Origin of the sequence: Kitasatospora mediocidica KCTC 9733, assembly GCF_000744225.1 — a bacterium.
GTDB lineage: Bacteria > Actinomycetota > Actinomycetes > Streptomycetales > Streptomycetaceae > Kitasatospora > Kitasatospora mediocidica.
Genome location: NZ_JQLN01000004.1, coordinates 50,776 through 75,628, shown reverse-complemented (window position 1 = coordinate 75,628; position 24,853 = coordinate 50,776). Strand labels below are relative to the sequence as shown.

18 protein-coding genes are annotated in these 24,853 nt (G+C 73.4%); 11 read left to right on the top strand and 7 right to left on the bottom strand.

Translation table 11 applies throughout. The annotated features are described in order from the left end of the window. The first annotated feature begins 55 nt into the window (after positions 1-55). Positions 56-898: a spermidine synthase gene (locus BS80_RS08235; RefSeq protein WP_035796955.1), complete on the top strand. Its 843-nt coding sequence runs from the start codon at positions 56-58 to the stop codon at positions 896-898. 53 nt (positions 899-951) lie between these two features. Here the strand turns inward: BS80_RS08235 and BS80_RS08230 are convergent, their stop codons facing one another. Beyond that, complete coding sequence (locus tag BS80_RS08230; protein ID WP_035795030.1) at positions 952-1,275, bottom strand: nuclear transport factor 2 family protein; 324 nt, start codon at positions 1,273-1,275, stop codon at positions 952-954. A 32-nt stretch (positions 1,276-1,307) separates the two neighbouring features. Continuing rightward, positions 1,308-2,492, bottom strand: coding sequence for a M20 metallopeptidase family protein (locus tag BS80_RS08225; RefSeq protein ID WP_035795029.1), 1,185 nt, complete (start codon positions 2,490-2,492; stop codon positions 1,308-1,310). A 163-nt stretch (positions 2,493-2,655) separates the two neighbouring features. On the opposite strand from BS80_RS08225, the gene BS80_RS43470 reads away from it, so the two are divergent. From BS80_RS43470 to BS80_RS08190, 7 genes are all read left to right on the top strand, one after another. Continuing rightward, the gene (locus BS80_RS43470) at positions 2,656-3,702 is read left to right on the top strand and encodes an Lrp/AsnC family transcriptional regulator (RefSeq protein WP_269676096.1); all 1,047 of its coding nucleotides are present in this window, start codon (positions 2,656-2,658) and stop codon (positions 3,700-3,702) included. A 169-nt stretch (positions 3,703-3,871) separates the two neighbouring features. Continuing rightward, entirely contained in the window at positions 3,872-4,387 is a 516-nt protein-coding gene (locus BS80_RS08215) for a hypothetical protein (protein ID WP_035795028.1), read from the top strand. A gap of 132 nt (positions 4,388-4,519) precedes the next feature. Continuing rightward, on the top strand, positions 4,520-5,191 hold the full coding sequence (locus BS80_RS08210; RefSeq protein WP_035795026.1) for a DedA family protein: 672 nt from the start codon (positions 4,520-4,522) through the stop codon (positions 5,189-5,191). A 61-nt stretch (positions 5,192-5,252) separates the two neighbouring features. Continuing rightward, positions 5,253-5,921, top strand: a complete 669-nt coding sequence (locus BS80_RS08205; RefSeq protein ID WP_035795025.1) for an O-methyltransferase — start codon at positions 5,253-5,255, stop codon at positions 5,919-5,921. Positions 5,922-5,997: 76 nt separating this feature from the next. After that, positions 5,998-6,897 carry a Gfo/Idh/MocA family protein gene (locus BS80_RS08200; protein WP_035796948.1) on the top strand — a complete coding sequence of 300 codons (900 nt, stop codon included), beginning with the start codon at positions 5,998-6,000 and terminating at the stop codon, positions 6,895-6,897. A 262-nt stretch (positions 6,898-7,159) separates the two neighbouring features. Further along, positions 7,160-9,088, top strand: coding sequence for an RNA ligase family protein (locus BS80_RS08195; protein ID WP_051966358.1), 1,929 nt, complete (start codon positions 7,160-7,162; stop codon positions 9,086-9,088). Continuing rightward, positions 9,088-12,000: a poly(A) polymerase gene (locus tag BS80_RS08190; protein ID WP_035795024.1), complete on the top strand. Its 2,913-nt coding sequence runs from the start codon at positions 9,088-9,090 to the stop codon at positions 11,998-12,000. Before BS80_RS08195 ends, BS80_RS08190 begins: the two co-directional genes overlap by 1 nt. 50 nt (positions 12,001-12,050) lie before the next feature. Here BS80_RS08190 and BS80_RS08185 read toward each other — a convergent pair whose 3' ends face one another. Next, complete coding sequence (locus tag BS80_RS08185) at positions 12,051-13,133, bottom strand: hypothetical protein (protein ID WP_035796943.1); 1,083 nt, start codon at positions 13,131-13,133, stop codon at positions 12,051-12,053. A 117-nt stretch (positions 13,134-13,250) separates the two neighbouring features. Further along, positions 13,251-14,651: an APC family permease gene (locus tag BS80_RS08180; protein WP_083974624.1), complete on the bottom strand. Its 1,401-nt coding sequence runs from the start codon at positions 14,649-14,651 to the stop codon at positions 13,251-13,253. A 237-nt stretch (positions 14,652-14,888) separates the two neighbouring features. Between BS80_RS08180 and BS80_RS08175 the strand changes: the two genes are divergently transcribed. Both BS80_RS08175 and BS80_RS08170 read left to right on the top strand, forming a co-directional pair. After that, the gene (locus BS80_RS08175; protein WP_035795021.1) at positions 14,889-16,103 is read left to right on the top strand and encodes an ROK family transcriptional regulator; all 1,215 of its coding nucleotides are present in this window, start codon (positions 14,889-14,891) and stop codon (positions 16,101-16,103) included. Between the two features lie 143 nt (positions 16,104-16,246). After that, complete coding sequence (locus BS80_RS08170) at positions 16,247-16,573, top strand: nuclear transport factor 2 family protein (protein ID WP_035795019.1); 327 nt, start codon at positions 16,247-16,249, stop codon at positions 16,571-16,573. A gap of 70 nt (positions 16,574-16,643) precedes the next feature. Here BS80_RS08170 and BS80_RS08165 read toward each other — a convergent pair whose 3' ends face one another. The 3 genes from BS80_RS08165 to BS80_RS08160 form a co-directional block, all read right to left on the bottom strand. Continuing rightward, entirely contained in the window at positions 16,644-17,375 is a 732-nt protein-coding gene (locus BS80_RS08165) for a bestrophin-like domain (RefSeq protein WP_157536062.1), read from the bottom strand. Continuing rightward, positions 17,372-17,518, bottom strand: coding sequence for a hypothetical protein (locus tag BS80_RS40465; protein ID WP_157536061.1), 147 nt, complete (start codon positions 17,516-17,518; stop codon positions 17,372-17,374). The genes BS80_RS08165 and BS80_RS40465 overlap by 4 nt, the downstream gene beginning before the upstream one ends. A 587-nt stretch (positions 17,519-18,105) precedes the next feature. Beyond that, positions 18,106-18,738 (bottom strand): TetR family transcriptional regulator, encoded by a 633-nt coding sequence (locus BS80_RS08160; protein ID WP_035795015.1) that lies wholly within the window; start codon positions 18,736-18,738, stop codon positions 18,106-18,108. A 229-nt stretch (positions 18,739-18,967) separates the two neighbouring features. Between BS80_RS08160 and BS80_RS43465 the strand changes: the two genes are divergently transcribed. Continuing rightward, positions 18,968-24,676 (top strand): DUF5979 domain-containing protein, encoded by a 5,709-nt coding sequence (locus BS80_RS43465; RefSeq protein ID WP_035795014.1) that lies wholly within the window; start codon positions 18,968-18,970, stop codon positions 24,674-24,676. Positions 24,677-24,853 lie beyond the last annotated feature (177 nt).

The window sequence follows — 24,853 nt, the reverse complement described above, 5'->3', positions numbered from 1 at the left end:
GGTGGTCCTATGCTGCGGACATGCTGAGAAAGACACGCCGGTGACGGACGCGCCGCTGCCCGAGCCGGTCCCGGTGCTGCGCGAGGTCGCGCTCGGGACGGCCAAGCTGATGCCCGATCTCGACTGCGACGGTGGCTGGTTGCTCACCCTGGACGGCACTCCGCAGTCCTACGTGGACCTCGCCGACCCGACCCGGCTGGAGTTCGAGTACACCCGCCGGATCGGCCACCTCGCCGACGCGCTGGCGCCCGAGGGCGGGGCGCTGGACGCGCTGCACCTCGGCGGCGGCGCGCTCACCCTGCCCCGCTACCTGGCCGTCACCCGCCCCGGTTCGCGCCAGCGCGTGGTGGAACTGGACGGCCCGCTGATGGAGCTGGTCCACGAGGTGCTGCCGTGGAGCGGAACCGATCTCGCCGTGACGATCGGGGACGCCCGCGAGGCGCTGGGCGAGGCCGCGCCGGACTCGGTGGACCTGCTGGTCGCGGACGTCTTCCACGGCTCGCGCACCCCCGCGCACCTCACCTCCGTCGAGTTCGTCACGCTGGCGGCCGCCGCGCTGCGCCCCGGCGGCTGCTACGCGGCGAACCTGGCGGACGGCGCTCCGCTGGAGTTCGCCAAGGCACAGGCGGCCACCGTGCGGGCGGTCTTCCCGGAGACCTGCCTGGTGGCCGAGCCCTCCGTGCTGCGCGGGCGCAGGTTCGGCAACGTGCTGCTGGTCGGCTCCGACCGCCCGCTGCCCGTCGAGGCGCTCAGCCGACGGCTGGCCGCCGACCCGTTCCCGGCCCGGCTGGTGGAGGGCGACGAACTGCGCCGGCTGGTGCGCGGCGCCAAGCCCGTGACGGACGGCTCGGCCCGGCCCTCGCCGCCCCCGCCGGCCGGCGCGTTCAGCATCGCGTAGCGCCGGCCGGCGGGCGCGTCGGCTTCCTCCGCTCAGTTCGTCGGCTCCTCCGCTCAGTTGAGGAAGTCGACGCGGTCGATCAGGCCGTCGCGCACCCGGTAGGCCACCAGGACGCGCACCGGTTCGTCGGCCAGGCCGTGGGCGACTTCGTGGTCGACCACCCAGTCGCCCTCGCTGAGCCGCCCCACGATCTCCGCGCGGCAGCGGCCCTCGGCGAACTGTCCGGCGTAGGTGTCCCGCAGGGCCTGGCGGCCTCGCAGGTCGCCCTTGCGCCGGTGGACCACGACGTCCTCGGCGTAGGTGGCGACGAAGGCGTCGAGGTCGTGGCTGTTGTAGGCGGCGAGCTGCTGCTCGACCACGTCGCGCGGTTCGGTCATCTGCTGGATCGTTCCTTTCCCGGTGTACGGGTTCAGGCCGCGAGGCGGCGGGAGGCGAGTTCGGCGTAGAGCGCGGCGCCCTCGGGGAGCACCGCGTCGTCGAACTGCGCGTAGGGGGAGTGGTTGAGCGGCAGGGCGTCGGGGTCGGTCCCCTTCGGGGCGGCGCCGAGCCACGCGAACGAGCCCGGAACGGCGTCCAGGACCCGGGAGAAGTCCTCCGACCCGGTCATCGGGTTCGGCATCAGCTGGAAGCGCTCCTCGCCGAAGACCTCCCGGACGGTGTCCGCCAGGAAGTCGGTCTCGCCCCCGTCGGTCACGGTCACCGGGTACCCGGGAAGGTACTCGACCTCGGCCCGCAGGCCGTGGGCGGCGGCGATCGCCCTGACCAGCTCGACCACGATGTCGGCGACCCTGGAGTGCGCCTCGGCGGAGAAGGTGCGCACGGTCGCCTCGAAGCGGGCGCTCTCGGGGATGATGTTGCGCTGGGTGCCGGCCTGGAGGAGCCCGACGGTGACCACCACCGGGTCGAACACGTCGAAGCGCCGGGTCACCATGGTCTGCAGGGCGGTGACCATCTCGCAGGCCGCCGGGATCGGGTCCTTGGCCCGGTGCGGCACCGAGCCATGGCCGCCCGAGCCGTGGACGGTGACGTTCAGCGCGGCGGAGGCGGCGAGGATCGGTCCGCGCCGGGAGTGGAACTCCCCGTGCGCCATGGCCGACGCCACGTGCAGGGCGTAGCCGGCGACCGGGCGGCGGCCCGCCGCGTCCAACACACCCTCGGCCAGCATGGCGCCGGCTCCGTCCCAGCCCTCCTCACCGGGTTGGAACATGAACACCACGTCGCCGCGGAGCTGCTCCCGCCGCGCGGCCAGCAGCTGTGCGGCACCCGCGAGCATGGCGGTGTGCAGATCGTGTCCGCAGGCGTGCATGGCACCGTTGGTGGCGGCGAACGGCACCGGGGCCTTCTCGACGACCGGCAGCGCGTCCATGTCGGCGCGTAGCAGCACCACCGGACCGGGTAGCCCGCCGCGCAGCACCGCGGTGACCGAACTGAGCGCGGAGCCCTGGCTCACCTCCAGCGGCAGCCCCTCCAGGGCCCGCAGCACCCGCTCCTGGGTGCGCGGCAGATCAAGGCCCAACTCGGGTATCCGGTGCAGGTCGTGGCGGAGCCGGACCAGGTCAGGTGCCAGTGCGAGAGCGTCGTCGTGCAAGGACATGGGTGCCTCTCATCGGATCCGCGCGGGGCGGGAACTTGTGTGGAGCGATCTTGTTCGGTGATTCTGGATCTCGCGGCCGGGGTTTCCCGCGAATTCGCTGGATGTCGCCAGGAAGAGGCTCATCGATGAACGAATCCACCGGCGGTCGACGGTGAGCGGCCCGGTGAGCGGCCTCGGTGTGACGGTGGACGAGCTGGACCTCGCCCTGGTGAACGCGATGCAGCTGCGGCCCCGGGCGCCCTGGTCGCTGCTCGGCCAGACCCTGGGGATCAGCCCGGTGACCGCCGCCCGGCGCTGGCGCCGGCTCTCGGAGGCCGGGATCGCCTGGGTGACCGCCTACGGCCTGCCGCACCCCGACGACCGCGGGTGCATCGGCTACCTCGACCTCGACTGCGCTCCCGGCCGGCTTCGGGAGATCGCCGACGAGCTGGCCGAGGACCCGCACGTGATGAGCATCGAGCAGCTCTCCCAGGGCTGCGACCTCGTCGTCACCGCGGCCTTCACCGACCTGGCGGCGGTCTCCCGGTACATCGCCGAACGACTCGGCCGGCTCCCCGGGGTCGACGCCGTCCGCGTCCATCTGGCGACCGCCTTCTACGCCGAGGGGATCCGCTGGCGGCTGGACTCGCTGGACCCCGCCCAGCGCGTGGAGCTGCACGACGATCACCCCGCAGGCAACGGGTCGCCGCCCGCAGTACGGGCCGAAGTCCGCGCGGAGGACCGGGAGCTGCTCATCAGGCTGGGCGTCGACGGCCGCCTCGACCAGGCCGAGCTGGCCGCCGCCACCGGACTCAGCCCCTCCACGCTGCGCCGCCGCCTCGACCGGCTGGCCGGCTCCGACGCGATCCGCTTCCGCTGCGAGATCGCCGCCCGCGACGCGGGACGGCCGGTCCTGGCGACCTTCCGGGCCGACCTTCCCCCCGACCGGCTCGACGAGGTCGGCCCCCAGCTGGCCCGGCTCCCCGAGGTCCGGCTCTGCGTGTCCGTCACGGGCGCGCACAACCTCCTCCTCTCCGTCTGGCTGCGCTCCCTCGCCGACGTCCAGCGGCTGGAGGCCGCTCTCGCCCGCCGCTTCCCCGACCTGCGGGTGGCCGAGCGCCGGGTGTCGCTGCGAACCGTGAAGCGGATGGGCCGGATCCTGGACGCCGACGGACGCGCGCTCCGCGCCGTTCCGATGGACATCTGGCGTGACCCGGTTCCGGTCCGCTGATCGGCAGGCGTCTCGACGGAGATGCGAACTGCCTTGCGGTTTGAGACGGTTGAGAGACAGCGCCGAGGACGGGCAGGGGCCCCTCCGGGAGCGTTCGCCGCCCGTGCGGGGTGCGCCGGGGCCGGCACCGACGCTGTCCGTCCCGACGCGATGCGAGGTGCCAGCTGCGATGTCGACCACGATGAACACCCGGGCGCACGGCGCCGACCAGGTGAGGGCGTTGGAGCGGGCGCTCGGCTTCGAACCGCCCTCGCCGGATGTCACCCGCGCCGCGGGCGCGGACCTGATCCGCGGGATGCAGGAGCGCGTGGACCGGCGGCGGGCCGAGTTCGTCCGCGCGGCCGAGCTCCGGCGGCCGGTGCTGGACCAGCTGCTGGGCGCCTCCGGGGTGCGAGAGGCGATGCAGCCGCTGCAGGAGGACCAGAAGAGGCGGACGGCACGGCAGGTCGAGGTGCAGCCGGCCTGGAGCAGCGGCGTCGGCTGGTTCGACTCCGACTCGGGGACGGAGACGGGCACCTGGACCGTCGCGGAGACCTCCTTCAAGGCGAACGCGGGCCACTCCTACTTCTGCCAGGTGGGATTCAGCGCCTCGGTGGACGCCGACAGCGGTACGTTCGGCTTCGCCGACTCGACCATCCACATGAACGGTTACATCCAGGACATGGTGCTCGGCGGCCTCGGGTGAGTGTGCCGCGTCGGCGGAACTTAAAGGAATGGCAAAGCGTTGCGTCGGGTGGCAGCGCGTTAGGCTGCTTAGGCCGCCCACCATGGCCGGTCGGTCTTATGTTCCGCAGTGTGCTCCTGGAGGTAGCCGGCCTTGTTTCACATCGACACCTGGATCGACAGCGTCCCGCCGTTGGCGGTGTATCTGCTGGTCGGACTGATCATCGGCGTGGAGAGCATCGGCATTCCGTTGCCCGGTGAGATCGCCCTGGTCTCCGCCGGCCTGCTGGCCTCCAAGGGGACGGTCAATCCGGTGCTGGTCGGGCTCTGTGCCGTGGCCGGGGCGGTGATCGGCGACTCGATCGGCTACGCCATCGGACGCAAGGGCGGCAAGCCGCTCTTCGAGAAGCTCGGGAGGAAGTTCCCGGCGCACTTCGGGCCCGACCATCTGGCCACCGCCGAGCGGGCGTTCAACCGGTGGGGGATGTGGGCGGTCTTCTTCGGCCGGTTCATCGCGCTGCTGCGGATCTTCGCCGGGCCGCTCGCGGGCGCGCTGCGGATGCCGTACTGGAAGTTCCTGATCGCCAACGTGCTCGGTGGCGTGATCTGGGCGGGCGGGACGACGGTCGCCGTCTACTACGCCGGCAAGGTCGTCGAGAAGTACCTGCAGAGCTTCTCCTGGGTCGCCCTGGTCCTGGCCGTACTGGCGGGGGCGACCTCCGCGCTGGTGCTCAAGCGCCGCGCGGCCCGGATGCGCGCCGAGCACAAGGCCGCCGACGCGGCCGCGGGCCGGGTGGGCGAGCAGGCGCTGCCCGTCGGTGAGTGACGGAGCGTCACGCCGTAGGATCTCCGTAGCAGCAGAGGCCAGTAGCGCAGCGGAGGTTCTGATGACCCAGCAGCAGTGGACCGCAGTCGACGAGTACCTGAGCGGTGTCCTGGTGGGGGAGGACGCCGCACTCAGCGCCGCGCTGGCCACCAGCAAGGCGGCGGGCCTGCCGGAGATCGCGGTCGCCCCCAACCAGGGCAAGCTGCTGCACCTGCTGGCGGTCACGGCCGGTGCCCGCCGGATCCTGGAGGTCGGCTCGCTCGGCGGCTACAGCGCGATCTGGCTGGGCCGGGCGCTGCCCGCCGGCGGGCGGCTGGTCTCGCTGGAGATCAACCCGGCGCACGCCGCGGTCGCCCGGGCCAACCTGCACGAGGCGGGCCTGGAGAAGGTCGCCGAGGTGCGCACCGGCCGGGCCGCGGACAGCCTGGCGGAGCTGGTGGACGACGGCGCCGAGCCGTTCGACCTGGTCTTCATCGACGCGGACAAGCCCAGCAACCCCGAGTACTTCCGCTGGGCGCTGAAGCTCACCCACCCCGGATCGCTGATCGTCATCGACAACGTGGTGCGCGGCGGCGCCGTGGCGGACGGGCAGAGCACGGACCCGTCCGTGCGGGGCGTGCGCGAGATGCACGAGCTGATCGCGGCCGAGCCGCGGGTGACGGCGACCGCGGTGCAGACCGTCGGGGTCAAGGGGTACGACGGGTTCACGCTGGTTCGCGTCATCGGCTGATCGGCACACTGGCTGAGCGAACACTGGCTGAGCGGCTGGCCGCTGCGGCCCACGGAGACGGCGAAGGGTGCGGCGGATGCGGATCGGACTACTGGGAACCGGCCCTTGGGCGCAGCGGGTGCACGCGCCCGTGCTGGCCGACCACCCTGGGGTGGAGTTCGTCGGGGTGTGGGGTCGGCGCCCGGAGGCGGCCGCCGAGCTGGCGGCCGTGCACGGGGTGCCGGCGTACCAGGACGTGGATGCCCTGTTCGCGGCGGTGGATGCGGTCTCGATGGCCCTGCCGCCCGCGGTGCAGGCCGGGCTGGCGCTGCGCGCCGCGCAGGCCGGGTGCCATCTGCTGCTGGACAAGCCGCTGGCGATGGACGTCGAGCAGGCCGCCGCCGTGGTGGCGGCGGCCGAACGGGCGCGGGTGCGCACCGAGGTCTTCTTCACGCTCCGCTTCGACCGGGACCAGTCCGCCTGGACGGAGCAGCGGGCCGCCGCGGGCGACTGGTTCACCGGCCACGCGCAGTGGCTGGGCTCGGTCTTCGCTGCCGGTGCCGACAGCCCGTACGCGGCGTCGCCCTGGCGCCGGGAGAAGGGCGCGCTCTGGGACGTCGGCCCGCACGTGCTGTCGGTGCTGCTGCCCACCCTCGGTGGGGTCGAGCAGGTCACGGCGGCCGGCGGTCCGGGCGACACCGTGCACCTGGCGTTCCGGCACGCTGGCGGCGCGTCCAGCACGGCGAGCCTCAGCCTGACCGCACCGCCGAAGGCCGCGGGCATGAGCATCGAGCTGCGCGGGGAGGCGGGCGTGAGCCGGATGCCGGACTCCACCGCCGGTCCCCGGGCGGCCTTCGAGCGCGCCGTCGATGCGCTGCGGTCGGGGGAGCCGCACCCGTGTGACGCGGCCTTCGGGCTGCGGGTGGTGCGCGTCCTCGCCGCTGCGGAGGAGGCGCTGAGCACGGGGTGCGCGGTCCGGCTCGCGGTGGGGGGCTGAGTCGGGGGGGGCGACGGGGTAGGTATGTCGGCGTCTTTTAGCTGTTCTACGACATGTAGAACAGCTAGAGCTCTGATGTCAGCTAGCGCGGCTAGCGCAGCTCGTCGGCAGCCGCGACGAGGCGCGAAGCCGGACCAGTCGGTGGCGGCAGCCGCTCGCGAGCGCGCGCCGAGCTGCGGTTTCCCGGCCGATTAATGGTTGGAGCCGCCCCGCGGACCCGCCCTAGGGTGGCCGGACACGACGTCGTCAACGGGAGCGGGCCATGCGGACGCACTACCCTCGCACCCCGCACCTGCCCTGGTCGCCGGGGGCCACCCCGGACGATGTCCGGGCCGGCGGGCTGGCCGGGCTGCTCGGCCGGGAGGTCGTGGTCACCGAGAAGCTCGACGGGGAGAACACCACGCTCTACCCCGACGGCCTGCACGCCCGTTCGCTGGACTCGGCGCACCACTCGTCCCGCGCGTGGGTCAAGGCGTTGCAGGGCCGGATCGCCCGGTCGATCCCCGCCGGCTGGCGGATCTGCGGGGAGAACCTCTACGCCCGGCACTCGATCGCCTATGACGACCTGGAGAGCTGGTTCTACGCCTTCTCGGTCTGGGACGCCGAGGACCGCTGCCTGGACTGGGACGAGACGGTGCGCTTCACCCGCGCCCTGGGTGTGCCGGTGCCGCCCGTGCTGTGGCGCGGCGTGCTGGACGAACGGGCGGTGCGAGCGCTGCGGAAGCTGCGGCTGGACACCGAGCGCCAGGAGGGGTTCGTGGTGCGCGCCGCCGAGGGCTTCGGCCGGGCGGAGTTCGCCGACCGGGTGGCCAAGTGGGTCCGCCCGGCGCATGTGCGCACCGACACGCACTGGATGCACGCCGCCGTCGTCGCCAACGGGCTGCGGCCCGGCGCCGCGCTGTGGGACGTGCGGTCGGGGGCGGCGGTCGACGTGCCGGCGCTGCTGGCCGCGCTGAGCCTGGAGCCTGCCGAGCTGGGGAGCGGTCCGGACGCCGTCGAGCGGGCCGAGGCGGCGGTGGCCGACGTCTCCGCGCGGCTGGAGCTGTTGGGTCGTCCGGGTTCGGCCCGGCTCGCGGGCGTGCTGGCGGCGCTGTTGCACGGTGCGCGTCGGGGCCGGTTGATGCCCCGACTGGTGGCGCCGCTGGGCATGGCACAGGCGCGCCGGGTCGCGGACCTGGTCGGCCTGCACTCCGCGCTGCATGGGCCGTTCCCGGACGATGAGCGCCGGGCCGGACTGGTCCGGATGGCGGCGGCGGCCGATCTGGGGGTGCTGCACGCGGTCGCCGCGGCCGTACTGACCGGACGGACGGACCCGGCGGCCGCCGAGGCCCGCGAGCAGGTCGAATGGTCGGCGCTGCACGCCGAGGCGTCCGGCCTGCTCGGCCCGGCGCCACTGCGCGCGCTGCGCCTCGCCCTGCGCCTCGCCCTGCGGCACGAGCTCGGCGCGGCAGGCGCGCACGTCCCGCCCGGCGCGCACGTCTCGCCCGGCGCGCACGTCCCGAGCGAGACGTGCGCGCCGGAGGCCGCGGTGGCCGACCGGTACTGGGCCGAGGCGCTGGAGGGCCGGGCGCTCGGCCGGTTGAGCACCGCGCAGGAGGTGATGGCCCGCGGTTGGCGGCTGCGGAACGGGGAGTTCCCCCGCCTGGTCGTCATGGTGGGCCCCTCCGGCAGCGGCAAGAGCGGCTTCGCCCGCGCGCTGCCCGGCGTGGACGAGGTGCTGTCGCTCGACGACCTGCGCGAGGCCCGCGGGGACCGCTCGGACCAGCGGGCCAACGCGGCCGTTCTGAGCGCGGGACTGGAGCGGCTCGCCGCCGCCCTGACCGGGCGTCGGACGGTGGTCTGGGACGCCACCTCGCTCACCCGTCAGCAGCGCTCGCTGGTGCACGCGGTGGCGGCCCGCCGGGACGCCTTGGTCACGCACGCCGTCGTGCTGGTCGATGAGGCGGAGCTGGCCCGGCGCAACGCCGTCCGCCCGCACCCGGTGCCGGCCGCCGTACTCGCCGCGCAACTCGCCCGCTTCGCACCGCCGTACCCCGGCCAGGCACACCGCACCTGGTACGTCGGCCCGGGCGGCACCGTCGACGACATGGACGGCATGGACGGCATGGACGCCGTGGACGACATCGACGACCTCGACGCTGTCGGCGCGCTGGACCACGTGGACGGCTCGCCCGACAGACTGGAGCTGTGATGCGCACCAGCGAGGAGATCTACCACCGGATCCGCTGGGACCAGCGGTTCGACCCGGCCCGGTTCGTGCTGGGCGTCAACGTCCGCGCGGCCGTGCCCAAGCGGGTGCCGCTGCCGGCCTTCGTGCCCGGCGGCGACATCCCGTGGCACCGGGTGCTGTTCGTCGAGGCCGATGGCGAGGTGGTCTGGGACCGGGCCGCCGGCCTGGACCGGATCGACTCCTCGGGGCTCGGCCGGGCCCAGGACCCGCGCCGGCTGCGCGCGCCGTTCTTCACCGCCCGCACGCCGTACGCCTGGGACCCGGCGCGTGGCTGGTGCCCCGCTCCCGTCCCGCCCACCGCCGCGACCGTTCCGGCCGCTTCGTCCGGCGGCCGGTCCGGGGCGGCCGTCCGGGTGCTGACCTGGAACACCCTCTGGGACCGCTACGACAGCGACCGGATCGACACCGCCCGACGACGGCCGCTGCTGCTGGCGGAGTTGGAGCGCGCCGACGCCGACGTCATCGCCCTCCAGGAGGTCGATGCGGGTCTGCTCGCCCTCCTGCTGGCGGCGCCCTGGGTCCGGGCCGCGTACACCCTGGGCACCGACCCGACCGGGCGGGACGTCGATGAGAGTGGGCTGCTCCTGCTCAGCAGGCTGCCCGTGCGGGAGGCGGCGCAGCACCGGCTCGGCCCGCACAAGGCGGTCGCGGCCGTCACCGTGCAGACGGCGGACGGCCCGCTGACGGTGGCCGGCACCCACTTGACCAGCGACCATTCCGAGCACGGGCCGCTCACGCGGAAGGCCGAACTCGCCCGTCTCGCGCCGGGGTTGGCGGGGGTGGACGGCGACCTGCTGCTCCTGGGCGACTTCAACGACGGCGCCGGCGGTCCGGACGGCCCGGCAGCCCGGCTCGGCCTGCGGGACGCCTGGAGCGAGGTGCGCGGCGCGGACGACCACACGCCCACCTTCGATCCGGGCGTCAATCCACTGGCCGCCGTCTCCTCGCTCTTCGGACGCGCCTCCCGGCTGGACCGGGTACTGCTGCGCGGGCCCGCGCTGCGGGCGACCGCGGCGGAGCTGTGGGGCGCCGCACCGGCGACCCCCGACGGGCTGTTCCCCTCCGACCACTACGGGGTGCGCGTCGAGTTGGGCGGCGGATCTGATGCCTCGTCAGAGACGTTGAGCAGCAGTGCTGTTGTGCTGGATGTCGCGCCGACCGCCAGGACGGCACTGGCCTGGATCCCGCCGGGCGAGCTCTGGCCGCCGATCCAGCAGGCCCGGCGCGAGCACGATCCGCAGCTCGACCGCTGGCCGCCGCACGTGAACCTGCTCTTCGGCTTCGTGCCTGAGTCCGACTTCGAGCAGGCCGCTCCGCTGCTGAGCGCCGCTGCCGCGCGCGTCGCACCGTTCACCGCCCGGCTCGACGGAGTGCGCAGTTTCGCGCACCGCGACGATGCCACCCTCTGGCTCGATCCGGCGGCGGCCGACCCTGCTCCCTGGGCCGCGCTGCGCCGCGCGCTGGAGCAGTCCTTCCCCCGCTGCCGGGGGCGCGGCGACGGCTACACCCCGCACCTGACGCTGGGGCGCGCCCGCGATCCGCGCCGACTCGCCGGCGCGCTGGCCGCGCGGCTGGGCGGGAGTTCGGCACTGGTCGGTGAGGTGGTCCTGCTCTCGCGCCGGGGCCAGGGGCCGATGCTGCCCCGGGCCACCGTCGCCCTGGGGACGGGCACGCTGCAGTGGCTGCCCGAGCCTGTCACTGAGCCGGTCGCCGCCGCCCCGGCTGCCGCCGCTCAGGATGAGCTTGCGCAGCAGGTCATGCGGCGGCTGTCGCAGGCGCTGGCCGAGGGTGTCGTGCACGTCGTCGGTTCGCGCCGGCTCGGGTGCGCGCTGCCGGGGGCGGACCTGGACCTGGTCGCGGCGCTGCCCGGCACGGTCGAGCCGGCGGAACTGCTCGCGCGAGTACGGGCGGCGCTGCCGGAGGCGGTCCGGGTCCGTCCGGTGATCGGCGCCCGGGTGCCCGGCCTGCGCTGGCAGGTCGAGGGCCTGGCCGTGGACCTGGCGGTCGTCGCCACCGGGCGGCTCGCGCCCGCCGAGGCGGTGCGGCGACGGGCCGAGCTGGGCGAGGCGGCGGCGACGGCGCTGAGCGCGGTCAGCGACGCGGATGCGATCCTCGCCGCGGTCGGCGCCGACCGCGGTGCGTTCACCGGGTTGGCCCGGCAGGTGAAGGCCTGGGCGCGGGCGCGAGGGCTGGACTCGGCGCCGTTCGGCGGCCTGCCGGGTCTGGCCTGGACGGTGCTGGCCGCCCGTACGGTCCGCGAGGCGGAGCCGGGCACCGGGGCGGACGGGCTGCTGCGACAGTTCTTCGGCAGCTGGGCGGCCTGGGACTGGCGGGTGCCGGTGGCTCTAGCGGCCGAGCCGTCGCCGGCCTCCGAGGCCGCTGTGACGATCACGACCCCGAGCGGTCCGGTCCGTTCCTGTACCGATCAAGTGGGTTTCGGCGGGCTGGAGTTGCTGGTCCAGGAGCTCTACCACGCCTGGGAAACCCTGGAGGGCGGAGAGGACGGCCGCCGGTCCGAGCTGCTGTCGCCGCCCGCGCTGCACCGGCGGCACGCGGCCTGGGCGGTGCTGACCGTACGGGCGGTGCGGGGCGAGGAGTTCGACAGCACGCTCGGGCGCGTCCGGGGCCGGCTGCGCGCGCTGCTCACCGTCCTGGAGCGGGCCGGCCTCGCGGACGTGCACGCCTGGCCCCGGCCGTTCGAGCACGAGCCGTCGGAGGGCGGTGGCCGGGATGTCGTGCGCTACGCGATCGGGCTCGGCCGGACGCCGCCGGACGCCGCTCGGCTCGCGGCGGTCACCGCGGCCTGGGCCGAGGGGCTGCCCGGCGTGCGGCTCGACCGGGTGGAGTGCGGCGAGGTGCCCGGCCTGCGGTGACGTTCCGACGGCCGTCCATTCCTCAGGACGGCCTTCGGAACGGGCGGTCGTCAGACCGGGCGGCGGTCGGCGGGGCGGCGCGGCGGGATCGGTACGGCGGGGAAGTCCCGTGGACCGGTCCAGAGCGTCGGGACGGCGTCCACGCGGCGGCAGATCTCGTACGCGATGGACTCGTAGTTGACCCGCCACCCCTGGAAGTGCGGCCAGGCCAGCACGGTGGGCCGCTCGGTCTCGAAGCCGGAGGCGACGATCATGGTCACCGCTGCGTCGAACTCGGCGTAGCTGATCCGGATCGGGCTGTTCGGCTCCGGATCGGGATCGAAGGGGAACCGCAGCACCCGGGCGATGTCGCGCAGCGCGGTGAAGCCGGCGCGCAGCACCAGCCGCGCTTCGGGCGGTGCGGTGCGGGGGTTGAGCGCGAGCTGGAGAGCGGCAGCGTCCATCACCGTGATCAGGCCGACGATCCAGCTGCGGTGCGCTTGCGGCGAGCGGAAGGAGAGCAGGACGGGGTAGTTGGAGTGGCTCTCGCCGAGTTCGGCGGCCAGCCGTTCCCAGTCGCGGTAGAGCTGCGGCAGCGCGGTCTCGGTGTCCACCAGCGACTGGCGGGCCAGCAGTTCGGGCCCCCAGGCGGGCTCACCGGCCCTCGACTGGAGCAGCGTGACCTCCACCTCGCGGCGGTTGTAGGAGCCGTAGAGGGTCGGCAGGTAGGCGATCTGCAGGGCGATCACCAGCGGCCCGCTGGCCGCGGCGAGGAAGTCCAGGCCGGAGAGCCGCAGCCGGTCGCCGCTGGCGTAGCCGAGGGTGAAGAGGCTGGAGCCGGCCTCGCGCAGCGCGACCCCCCAGGACAGGTCCGAGCTCGCGTACAGCAGCAGCGTGAAGCCCGCCAGGAACGCGCAGAGCCAGCAGAACAGCATGCCGAGCAGCATCAGCGGTGCCAGCCAGGCCTGGGCGCGGTCCTGCGCCCGGTAGGTGCCGAACGGGTTGGCGCAGAGCCGCAGGACGGTCCGCAGGATCCGCCAGAGCCGGGAGACCAGCGTGGAGTAGAGCCCTCGGGGCACCACCAGGGTGCGCAGGATGCTGGCGATGGTGAGCGCGAGCACCAGGACGCCGGCCAGCGCGGAGATCAACCTCATGGGGACATTGTCGATCATCCGGCGGGCCGGCGTGCTGCACGGGCTCCCGGTGGTGTTCGGGCGTCAGGCGGCACCCGGGTTTCAGGCGGTGCGCAGGCACCGGGCGGTGAGCGGGCCTCAGACGGTGCTCGGCTCGCTCGCCGGGGTCGCCGTCAGGTACTCCTCACGGATCTCCTTGGGCCCGAACGGCCAGATCCGTTCCACCCGCGCCCAGAGCAGGAACGCCAGGCTGCCCATCGCGACCCAGGCCAGCGACCATTCGATGGGGTGGAAGCCGGGCGAGTTCTTGTCCGCGTAGCCGTAGATGACCAGCCAGCCGACGGCCGCGAGGATGCTCGGCGCCGGATACGGCCACATCCGGTACGGCCGGCTCAGCGCCGGCTGCCGGCGCCGCAGCACGGTGACGGCGAGGATCTGCGCGAGCGCCTGGACGATCACCATGACGGTGGTGAGCAGGTCGATCAGGATGGTCAGCGGCGGGTGGGTGGCGCTGGCGCCCACGTGCCGGCTCAGGTAGAAGCCGGCGGCGGTGACCACGCTCATGGTGACCAGCCCGAGCACCGGGAACCGGTGCTTCTCGTGCAGCCTGCCGTACGAGCGGAAGAAGACGCCGTCGCGCGCGGCGTCGTACGGCACGCGCGAGCCGCCCAGCAGGCCGGTGAAGACGGACGCGAACGCGGTGATCAGGATCAGCACGGTGACCACGTCGGCCGCGTTCTTCCCCCAGGTCTTCTGCAGGACTGCCGAGGCGACCGACTGCGAGGCGATCGAGTTGGGGTCGAGCATGTCCTGCCAGTTGATGACGCCCAGCACGCCGATCTGCAGCAGCAGGTAGATGCCCATGATGCCGATGATCGAGAAGATCACGGCCCGTGGCATCACCCGGCCGGGGTCCTTCACCTCGGCGCCCATGTAGGAGGCGGTGTTGTAGCCGAGGTAGTCGTAGATTCCGATGGTCAGCCCGGCCGCGAAGCCGATCCAGAACTGTCCGTGGGTCAGCTGGATCGCGTGCGCGGGCCAGGTGAAGGCCCGGGACGGGCTGAAGTGGGTGTACGAGGCGAGGATCACGGCGGCGACCGAGGTGATCATCACGCTCCACATCACCGTGGTGATCCGCGCGATGCTCTCCACCTTGCGCCAGAGCAGCAGGGTGACCAGCGCGACGAACGCCAGCCCGACCAGGTCGCCCTGGTCCTTGCTCATGCCCGGCCACAGATAGCCCAGGTACTGGACGAAGCCGACCACGCCGGTGGACATGATCAGCGGGATGAAGAGCATCGCGGTCCAGACGAACAGGAACGGCATCAGCCGTCCGCTGCGGTACTGGAATGCCTCGCGCAGGTAGACGTAGCTGCCGCCGGAGCCGGGGAGCGAGGCGCCGAGTTCGGCCCAGACCAGGCCGTCGACGAGGGCGAGCACCGCGCCGGCGATCCAGCCGATCACGGCCTGCGGACCGCCGAAGGCCGCCACCATCAGGGGAATGGTGACGAACGGTCCGATGCCGCACATCTGGCTCATGTTGATGGCGGTGGCCTGGAAGAGGCCGATTCTTCGGGTGAATCCTGTGGACACCGGGAACCTCCGGGCGTGGGGTGGCGGGAGGAGAGGCAGGAAGGGATCTGCCGAGGTGTGATTAAGTTAAGTATCCTTACTTTCCACGTCAAGACCGTTCCGGTAACAAGAGGCCGCAGCGCATACAGTGGCGGCAGGCAGAGAGATGATCCACTCGGACCCCATGAAGGCGCGGAGGCGACGATGAGCTCCCACCCGGCCGCTGAGCAGCCGTGGAACCGGCAGCGGCTGCGTAGCAACAACGAATGGCTGCTGTTGGAACGGCTGCGCACCGCCGGGCCCGCCTCGCGTGCCCAACTCGCCCGCGACACCGGCCTGTCCAAGCCCACGGTGTCCGCCGCGCTGGCCAACCTGGAGCAGGCCGGACTGGCCCGCGAGGCCGGGACGCTGGCCCCCGAGCGCGGACGGGTCGCGGTGCTCTACGAGCCGGACCCGACCGCCGGACACGTGCTGGGCGTCGACATCGGCCGGGGCTGGCTGCGGATCGCGGTCGCCGACCTGGCCGGGGAGATCGTCGCGCGCCGCGACGTGCCCAACCGGGGCCGTACCGCCGACGCGGTCGCCGACGCCGTCGTCGCGGCGGCCCGGGCCGCGATCGAGGAGGCCGGGCTCGTCCCCGGTGCGGTGGCCCACGCGGCCATCGGTACGCCCGGCGTCTGGGACGAGTCCGAGCAGCGCGTCCGCTATGCCGCCAACCTGCCCGGCTGGGGCCGGCGCGGGCTCTTCGACCGGATCCGGGCCGGGCTCGACACCGAGATCAGCGTCCATAACGACGCCAACCTCGCCGCGCTCGGCGAGTACGCCCGGGGCGCCGGGGTCGGCAGCCGGCTCTTCGTCTACCTGCTGATCGGCACCGGCCTGGGCATGGGCGTGGTCTCCGGCGGCAGGCTGCAGAAGGGCGCGCACGGCGCGGCCGGCGAGATCGGCTTTCTGCCGCGGCCCGGCGGCCCGGTTGCCTGCGAGGAGGGTGAACGCGCCCAGCGGCGTGGGACGTTGGAGTCGGCCGCCGCTGCCGAGTCGGTGGTCAGGACGGCCCGGGAGCTGGGACTGCGCGGGGCGGGTACGGCCAAGCAGGTCTTCGACGCGGCCCGGGCGGGCGACCCGGCGGCGCTCGCCGCGATCGACCGCGAGGCCGCGCAACTCGCCTACGCGGTGGCCGTGGTGTCCTCCGTCCTGGACCCCGACCTGGTGGTGCTCGGTGGCGGGGTGGGGCACAGCGCCGACCTGCTGCTCGGCCGGGTGGAGCAGGAACTGCACCGGCTCACCCCGCTGCGGCCCCGGTTGGCGCCGAGCCTGCTGGGCGAGGAGGCGGTGCTGATCGGGGCGTTGGCCACGGCGCTGCGCACCGCGCGGCCCGAGGTCTTCGAGCGGCGCTCGGCGGCGCTGGACCGGGTCTGAGGCCGTCTGGGGGGCTGGCCCGGGTGCGGGTGGGCGTGCGCCGGGCGGGCGAACGGGCCCGGCCGGCGCGGCGTGGCGCGGTGTGCCGTCGTCGCGGGTGCGGAAGGCTGCGCAGCGATCCCAGCGCCCGAGGAGACCCCGCCATGACCTCGCCCACCGTGCCGCACCCGCTCGACCGCCTGCTGGCGGCGGTCAACGCGGGTGAACTCGACGCGTTCCTGGACTTCTTCACCGACGACGGCGTGGTCGACGACTGGGGGCGGGAGTTCCGCGGCCGGGCGGCGATCCAGGGGTGGAGCGACCGGGAGTTCCTCGGATCCGCGGTGACGCTCAAGGTCACCGGGGTCGCGCAGAACGGCGCCGAGGTGGTGGTGAGCACGGAGGTCGGCGGCAACGGGTTCAACGGTCCGTCCGACTTCGCCTTCCAGGTGGACGGCGACCGGGTGCGCCGGATGCGGATCACCGGCTGACCACCCGGTCGCGGGGGCGGGGGTCCGCTGTCGATGGACCGACCGCCCCCTCGAGGTGGGTGACGCTTCGTCAGTTCGGTTGGGAGAGCTGGCTGAAGCGGTCCAGGCTCTGCTGGTACGCGACGGGTGTCACGTGCACGGGACCGGAGTAGGGGTGGGTCATGTGCAGTACCAGGTACACGCCGAACCCGACCACCGCGCCGACCAGACCGAGTGCCACGGCCTCGCGACGCTGGAACGTCAGGCCGGCGATCGGGGCGTAGAGCAGGACCAGCAGCCCGGTGGCGATCAGTGCCGGGTAGAGCGGCGCGGGCAGTGAGGCGGTGGCGTCGGCCAGCCGGATCTGCCGCTTGGTGTAGATGTCGTCCAAGTCCGCCAGCATGGTGGTGCGTTGCTCGGAGGCGGGCAGGGCTTCGACATGGCTGCGGACGGCGTCCAGGCCGGCCCAGGTGCCGGCGTCGGCCGTGCCGTGGCTCATCGCCTTGAAGTCCGGGCCGATGACGTCGGTCACGTAGGCGCGCAGCAGTGGGCGGGTGGTCGGGTCGGCGTCGGTGTAGGCCGCGTTGAGCGAGCGGGCCTCGTCCCAGGTGTGCCCCCGGGCCGTGTTGAGGTTCGACCAGGAGCCCGCGATCAGGAACGCGGTGACCAGCATGAAGGACGAGAGCGAGGCGGAGCCCAGAAAGCCCAGGGCGCCTCCTGAGAAGGTGCCCTCGCGCGAGCGGCTGGTGCGGCCGAAGGCGGCCAGGATGGCCACGGCGACTCCGCCGCCGATGATCACGGCGACAATGATTCCCAGGCTCAACGACGTCTCCCTGCAGTGTGGTTGATGAAGGTGACCGCGCCGGCCAGGACGGCGGGGACGGTGATCGCGACGAGCATGAACGCGCTGTCGGCCGCGCCGACGGCGGGGACGGTCAGGCTCTCGTCCGGCGGCCGGGTCGGCACGGCGGTGGTGGCGTGCAGCTGGCTGGGCGCGGGCGGGGGAGGCAGCGGCGCCGCTGTGCTGGGCGTCGGCCTCGGGGTGGGGCGGGCGGGTGCGGCCAGGTGCGGGGTGGGCTTGGCGGGCGCCGGCGGGTGGTGCGGGGTCGGCGCGGGCGGTGGTGGCGGGGGAGCCGGGTGGGTGGGGGGTGGCGGTGGAGGTGTGGGGGCGGCGGTGGCGCGGGTGGACTCGGCGGATGCGGCACGGGCGGGGGAGTGGGCGGCGGCGGTGGTGGCGGAGGTGTGGGCGGTGGTGGGGGAGTCGGCGGCACCGGCGGTGGCGTGGGGTGGCAGTGGTCGTGGTCATGGTCGTGGTCATGGTCGTGATCGTGGTGGTGCCCGGGGTCGGGATCCGGCTGGTGATGCTCGGGGCCGGTGGAGCCGGCGGTGGTGCGTCGCATGCGAGGAAGCTAGCCAGCCGCCGCCGTCCGGGCAGGCCGAATTGCATTCTCCTGCAACTAAGTTGACTCTTCAGGGGGTGAAAAGTTCGACTTCCCGTACGTGCGGCGAACTCATGTTCCAGATCCGGGCCGCCCGGGGAGGGCTGATCGGCCTCACGCGGCCAGGTACCGCCGGAGCAGGATCTTGCACTCCGCGATCAGCGCCGGATCGCCGTCCCGGTCGTGCTCGAAGGCGAGTTTGAGCACCGCGTCGGCGCATTCGAGCGCCACCCGCAGGGCCAGCGGGGAGGGCCCGCGTCCGCCGGCGCTCAGATGCTCGGAGGTGAGCCGGTGCAGCTGGTGGGCGACCGTGCTGTTGTTGTCGAGCGTGAGGTCCAGCAGGTGTTCGGCGTCGCCGACGGCCGGCGGTGTCGGCCCGGTGAGCCCGAAGTCCAGGGCCCCGAAACCGGCCACGGCACGCTTCATGGCCACGAACTCCTCGACGGCGAGGTCGACGAAGCCGCCGATGTCCTGCGGGCACTCGGCGTCCAGGCGGCGGGTCAGCCGGTCCAGGTAGCGTTGCAGGTTGCGGCGGGCGAGTGCCGCCAGCAGGCTCTGCTTGCCGGAGAAGAACTGGTACAGCGTGCCGATCGGCACCTGCGCGCGGGCGGCGATCTCCTTGGTGGTGAGCGCTGCGGCGCCGATCTCGTCCAGGAGTTCGGCACAGGCGTCCAGGATGCGTTCCAGCCGCTCCTGGCTGCGCTGCTGTACGGGTTGCCGGCGCAGGACCTCGGTCTGCTCACTCATAGGCCCACTGTGCCGCATCCGGTGTTCCACGCGCGAATCACTGATATGAGGCCAGCTCATCTCTCTCGTCCGCCGACGACCCGATCGTCGGGGGAGGTCGACTGTGGGACCGGTTGGGCCATCAGGGCGGCAGTCGACTTCCCGGTCGCGCCGACCAGGGGGAATCACTCTGCGTACATCTAGTGTGACGAGCATTTGTGTGGCTTGTCGACCTGGAGTGGTGGTAGCGATGCTGACGACGAGTGCGGGCAGACGGGTGCTGGTGGCGACACTGGCCCTGCTGGTGCTGATGCTGGGAGCCCCGCCCTTTCGGTCCGGCGCGGCGACCGCGTACTCCGGGCCACTGATGACGTTGGACAAGTCGGTGGAGGGCGCCCCCGATCCGCTGGTTCCTGGCTCCGCGTTCTCGTACAAACTCACGCTCTCCTGCTCGTCGTTGAGCAACTCGTGCGTGAACGCCTACATCGAGGACACGCTCCCCGCCGAGTTCGACGCCACCACGCTGCCGCAGTCCACGCCGACCATGCGGGTGAACTACGACCCGGCCACCCGCAAGCTGCGGATCGACTTCGTCAACGCGCTGGCCTCGCCGCCCAACCCGGCCGGTTCGGTCGGCCTGCCGGCGGGCACCACGGCGGACGTCTCCATCGGGATGCGGGTCCCCGCCACGGGGCCGCTCAAGGACGGCCAGTCGGTCACCAACACCGCGACCGCCGGAGCCGACAACGCCGCCAAGGTGATCGGCACGACCACCCAGACCGTCACCATCCCCAAGAACCTGGACGCCAAGGCCACCAAGAGCTGGCAGCCCGGCGCCGACGTGGCCCAGAGCGGCGGGGTGTCCACCATCGAGCTGGGCGCGGCCAACACCTCGTCCAGTACGGACGGGGTCAGCCTGCTGCGGATCGAGGACGCGAGCCCGGAGCTCTACGAGAACTTCGATCTGGTCTCGCTCGGGCCCGTGACGGCCATGCCCAAGGGCGCCGACCGGGTCACCGTGCTGGTGTGCACCAAGCCCCCGGGCAGCGCGTGCGGTGACTCCGAGTGGGTGCGCTCGCCCGCCGTCCCCGGCCCGGCACTGTCGCTGCCCGCCGGGGTGAGTGCCGCTCAGGTGACCGGCGTGCGCTTCGAGTTCACCGACTCCACCGGCCGCGCGCTGCCCTACGACGCGGGCGGCGCCAAGGTGCCGATGCAGGTCAAGCTCCGCGACACCCGGCGCACCGGCGGCGCCAAGATCGACCCGGCCGGCCGGACCACCGTGACCAACTGCGCCGAGCCGAGCGTCAAGGACGCCGCGAGCAGGTTCACCATCATCGGCGTGCCGGGCTGCGCCACCCACGACATCCTGCCCAACATCGCCACGGTCGACCTGGAGAAGCGCTTCTTCCCCGACAACCGGGGCGACTTCACCCAGAACGGCACAGCGGTGCGCGGCGAGCACTCCGGCGCCACCGCCCAGCTCACCGCCGGCAACAGCGCGCCGTTCGCGGTCGCCACGCTGACCATCACCGAGCCCTCGGGCTCCGCCGTCAGCGAGTTCGACAAGGTCGACGCCGACAAGCTCAAGCTGGACTTCCCGGACGGGGCGACCAGCGCCGTCCTCACCGTCACCTGCCGCGACGGCAGCACCGCCCCCGCCGTCACGTTGGCCAACCCGCCCAAGAGCCACACCCTCGCCTCCACGGGCTGCCCGGCGGGCAGCCCGCCCCGGCGGATCTCCGTCACCTACTCGGGCGAGCGCAACGGCGCCGGAACCATCAGCCCCGGCGCGAGCGCCGGGCTGGCCGTGCACGGCACGCTCAACGACAAGGTCACCGCCCAGGACAGCAAGGACGGCGTCAGCGACTGCGCCGACGCCGCCGCCACCAACCCCGCCAACGGCTCCGGCTCGGCCGCCGTCACGGCCTGCGCCTCGCTCAAGGTCGAGGACCCCGATCCGAACGGCTACGGCTTCAAGAGCTCGTCCTGGACCGAGATCCCGCCGGACCAGGACCTCACCTACAGCCTCGGCTACACCAACCAGGGCAACGTCACCCTGCCCAACCTCCAGCTGACCGACCCGCCGGACCCGGCCGCCGCCGGCAACCCGTTCGACCAGCTGGAGATCGTCGCGGTCAGCACCGACGCCAACCCGCGCACGCTCAAGCTCGCCGTCCAGCTCTACGACCCGGCCCTCTCCAGCTGGGTCGACTACGTGCCGCCGGACACCGCGCTGCTCGCCCGCGCCAAGGGCGTCCGGCTGAAGGCCCCGGACGGCGTGCCGGTCGGCGGCTTCATGCGGGCGACCGTCACCGTCCGGCTGCGGCCCGGTGTCACCTCCGGCAAGCTGCGCAACTGCGTCGGCATCAGCATCGGCGGCGCCGCCTCCGGAAGCCCGAGCTGCTCCGAGGAGGTCGACGTCAAGCCCGCCAAGGCCGCCGCCTCGCTGCAGAAGACCCTCGACCCGGGCACCGTGCTGCGCCCGGTCACCGGCATCGTCCCGCAGGACGTCGCGGTCCGCCTGACCACCCTCAACAGCGGCAACATCGGCCTCCGGCGACTGATCGTCACCGACACCGACCCGGCGTTCTTCGACGCCGTCACGGTTACCAGGCTGGCCGGGGTCACCTTCCCGGCCGGCGCCGACCGGGTGCGGGTGGACGTGTGCACCACGGGCTGCACCGCCAGTCCGCCCGTCTTCGTGACGGGCACGCCCACCGACAGCACCACTCCCGGCTTCCCCGCCGGGGTGGCACCGGCCGACATCCAGGGCCTCCGGGTCACCTTCAGCTCCTCGGCCGGCGGCTACCCGATCCTGCCCGCCACCGCCGCCCCCGGTGGCGGCAACTGCCCGAACAGCAGCGTCTGCCTGGTCGTCCAACCCCGGACCGGCCTGCGCTCGGACGCGGCCAAGCCGATCCCCGACGCCCTGCCCGACACCGCCTCCGGCGCCGGGGAGAGCCGGCTCCAGCCCGACGGCGGTACGTTCCCGATCCCCGACAGCACCGCCACGCTGACCGTGCGCGAGGGCAGCAACCGGCTGCGGGTGGAGAAGGAGCCCGAGCACACCGTGCTCAGCCCCGGCGCCGCAGCGCCGTTCAACCTGCACGTGCGGAACACCGGCACCGCCCCCGTGCCCGACCTGGTGATCGTCGATGACGTCCCCGGCGGACTGCGCTTCGACGACGCGTTCCAGGGTGACCAGGGCCTGCCCTACACGCTGCGCTACACCCTGCCGCCCGGCGCCAAGGAACCGGCCCGGGTGCTCTTCGAGCCGGTGCGCGACGCCGGCGGGCGGATCACCAAGCTGGTCTGGCGCTTCCCCGGCTGGACCTTCTACCCGAGCGAGGAGGTGGTGGTCGGCTACCAGGTCAAGCTGGCCGGAGGCGTGGCGGCCGGCACGGCCATCACCAACGTCTTCGGCGCCGGTTCGGCGACCGCTCCCCAGCTCAACTGCGACCCGCAGTCCCCGCGCCTCGGCCAGGTCACCGATGATCCGCGCTACGGACCCGGCACCTTCTGCACCTCCGACGCCGACGTCGTCTCGCGCTCCGGCGTCTCCTTCGACGCCGCCAAGTGGGTGACCGGCGACCGCGCCCTCGGCTACCAGGACGCCAACACCGGCGCGGCGGTCCCGGCCGGCGACCCGCGCTGCCCCGAGCTGACCGTGGCCGGGGTCGTCTACACCCGCTACCCGTGCGTCGCGCTGACCCGGCCGGGCCAGAGGTTCGGCTTCGTGATCCGGGTGGAGAACACCGGGACCGAACCGGCCAAGTCCCTGCACCTGCTCGACGTCTTCCCGGCCCCCGGCGACACCGGAGTGCTGCTCGGCGACGAGCAGCGCGGCACCCAGTGGGACAGCATCCCCACCCTCACCGGGCCGGTCGGCTACACCGGCACCGGCAACGCCGCGATCACCTACACCACCACCCGCAACCCCTGCGGCAGCCAGGTCGCCACACCCAGGCGCAGCTGCGCCGCCGCCTCCTGGAACGCCGACACCGCACGCGCCACCGCCTTCCAGGCCGCCGTGGACTTCCCCGCCGGGATGGCGCCCGGCACGGCCGCCGTCTTCGCCCTCCCGTTCCAGGCCCCGGCCGACCTGTCCACCCCGGGCTACCCGTCGGTCGCGTGGAACTCCTTCGCCCACACCGAGACCGTCACGGTCGGCGGCAGCACCACCGACCTGCCGGTCACCGAGCCGCCCAAGGCCGGCATCGGCCTGGTCTTCGGCAACGTCCGGATCCTCAAGAACGTGGTGGACCCGCCGGCCGGAGTCGCCGTCGGCCCGTTCACCCTCGCCTACTCCTGCCTGCTGACCACCGCCTCCGGCGACGCGGTCGAGGTGAGGGGCGGTCAGGTCCGGTTCGACCCGGGCAAGCCGTTCGACCTGTCCGGCGTCCCCGCCGGAGCGGTCTGCCGCTTCTGGGAGACCGACAGCGCCGGAGCGCAGAGCGACCACCAGGGCGAGGCCAACGCGGTGGTGGTCACCGTCACCCCGGCGGCCGACGCGACGACCCGCCAGCAGGCCGAGATCAGTAACCACTACCCGCGCCGTGACCTCGTCATCGCCAAGCGGGTCACCGGCCAGGGCGCGGCGCTGGTGGGCGAGGGCCCGTTCAAGGTCACCGTGGACTGCGCGTTCAACGGCAAGCGCCTGCCCGGGTTCCCCCAGGAGCTGGTGTTCCGGGGCGACGGCTCGCAGTCCGTCACCGACCTGCCGCAGGGCAGCTCCTGCGACGTGCTCGAAACCGACAACGGCGGCGCGAGCCACGTCGAGTACGATCTGACCCACTCCTCCCGCGTCCAACTGCCGCCCCGGCCGGGGGAGATCGAGGAGCCGGGCCCGGCGGGCGGGCCCGCCACCGTGATCATCACCAATGACTTCCCGGTCGGCGCGCTGAGCGTGACCAAGAAGCTCACGGGCGCGGGCGCCCCGCAGGCCGGCGGACCGTTCCGGTTCCGGGTCAGCTGCGACTTCAACGGCCGCAGCGCCGTCCTCACCCGCGACGTCGAACTCACCGCGCCGGACCACCTGACGGGCCGGCTGGACGGCCTGCCGGTCGGGGCGCTCTGCACGGTCACCGAGACGGACAGCGGTGGCGCCGACGCCCCGGCCAAGCCCGTCCACGGGATCGTCATCAAGGAAGGCACCACCGACCTGGCCACCGCCGAACTCAGCAACACCTTCTCGGCGGGCCGCCTGACCCTGGCCAAGATCCTGACCGGCCCGCTCGCCGAGGCCGGCTACCTCAAGGACGCCGCCTTCGGGCTGCACGTGATCTGCCGCCGCGACGGCCACGACGTCCTCGACCGGACGGTCACCGTCCGGCCCGGCGCCCCCGTCAGCCTGCCCGAACTGCTGCTGGTCGGCACCCGCTGCTGGGCCACCGAACTGCCCAGCGGTGCCGGCGGCACGGTCGTGGACCACCCGGACGAGCTCCACGCGGCCGAAGTCGGCGTGGCCGCACCGGATATCACCATCACCGCGAGCAACGAGTACCGTCCGGCCACCCTGAGCCTGCTCAAGCGGACCACTGGCCCGGGCGCCGACGCCGTCGCCGCGAAGGACGTCGCCGTCGAGCTCAGCTGCCGCCTGACCACCGCCCCCGGCGCCGCCCCGATCGTCCTGGTGGACCGCCGCCGCTACCTGTTGCGCCCCGGCCAACTCCGCCTGGTGGACGACCTGCCCGCACCGCTGCCCGGCGGAGCGCACTGCTGGCTCACCGAGCCCGACCCGGCCGGGGCCGATTCCACCGTCATCGACCACGGCGACGAGGCCCACGCCCTGCTGCTCGACGGCACCACCCCGGGCGTGATCACCGCCACCAACCACTACCCCGACTCCGGCCGCCCCCTGCCGGACACCGGCAGCGACCTCGCCCCCTGGGCCCTGGGCGCCTTCGGCCTGCTGCTGCTCGGCACCCTGGTCCGCCTTCGGGCGCGACGGACGGACTGACGGACTGACGGGTATCGCGGGTCCCGGCCCTGCCACCACGGCGGCAGGGCCGGGACGCGTGGGCCCTCGTGCGGCCGGCCCTGCCGTCAACGACGCGTCAGGATTCCCGTCCGGCCCGTAAGGACGGCGTAAGGAGCCGGACCGAGCCGGGCGGCACGGGGTTTGCTGAAGGGCTCT

Excerpts from the sequence above, each read along its gene's own strand:
- BS80_RS08175 (WP_035795021.1), top strand. The coding sequence starts at position 14,889 with ATGAGCTCCCACCCGGCCGCTGAGCAGCCGTGGAACCGGCAGCGGCTG.
- BS80_RS08195 (WP_051966358.1), top strand. The coding sequence starts at position 7,160 with ATGCGGACGCACTACCCTCGCACCCCGCACCTGCCCTGGTCGCCGGGG.
- BS80_RS08180 (WP_083974624.1), bottom strand. The coding sequence starts at position 14,651 with ATGAGCCAGATGTGCGGCATCGGACCGTTCGTCACCATTCCCCTGATG.
- BS80_RS08230 (WP_035795030.1), bottom strand. The coding sequence starts at position 1,275 with ATGACCGAACCGCGCGACGTGGTCGAGCAGCAGCTCGCCGCCTACAAC.
- BS80_RS08170 (WP_035795019.1), top strand. The coding sequence starts at position 16,247 with ATGACCTCGCCCACCGTGCCGCACCCGCTCGACCGCCTGCTGGCGGCG.
- BS80_RS08190 (WP_035795024.1), top strand. The coding sequence starts at position 9,088 with ATGCGCACCAGCGAGGAGATCTACCACCGGATCCGCTGGGACCAGCGG.
- BS80_RS08200 (WP_035796948.1), top strand. The coding sequence starts at position 5,998 with ATGCGGATCGGACTACTGGGAACCGGCCCTTGGGCGCAGCGGGTGCAC.
- BS80_RS08225 (WP_035795029.1), bottom strand. The coding sequence starts at position 2,492 with ATGTCCTTGCACGACGACGCTCTCGCACTGGCACCTGACCTGGTCCGG.
- BS80_RS43465 (WP_035795014.1), top strand. The coding sequence starts at position 18,968 with ATGCTGACGACGAGTGCGGGCAGACGGGTGCTGGTGGCGACACTGGCC.
- BS80_RS08215 (WP_035795028.1), top strand. The coding sequence starts at position 3,872 with ATGTCGACCACGATGAACACCCGGGCGCACGGCGCCGACCAGGTGAGG.
- BS80_RS08185 (WP_035796943.1), bottom strand. The coding sequence starts at position 13,133 with ATGAGGTTGATCTCCGCGCTGGCCGGCGTCCTGGTGCTCGCGCTCACC.
- BS80_RS08160 (WP_035795015.1), bottom strand. The coding sequence starts at position 18,738 with ATGAGTGAGCAGACCGAGGTCCTGCGCCGGCAACCCGTACAGCAGCGC.
- BS80_RS08205 (WP_035795025.1), top strand. The coding sequence starts at position 5,253 with ATGACCCAGCAGCAGTGGACCGCAGTCGACGAGTACCTGAGCGGTGTC.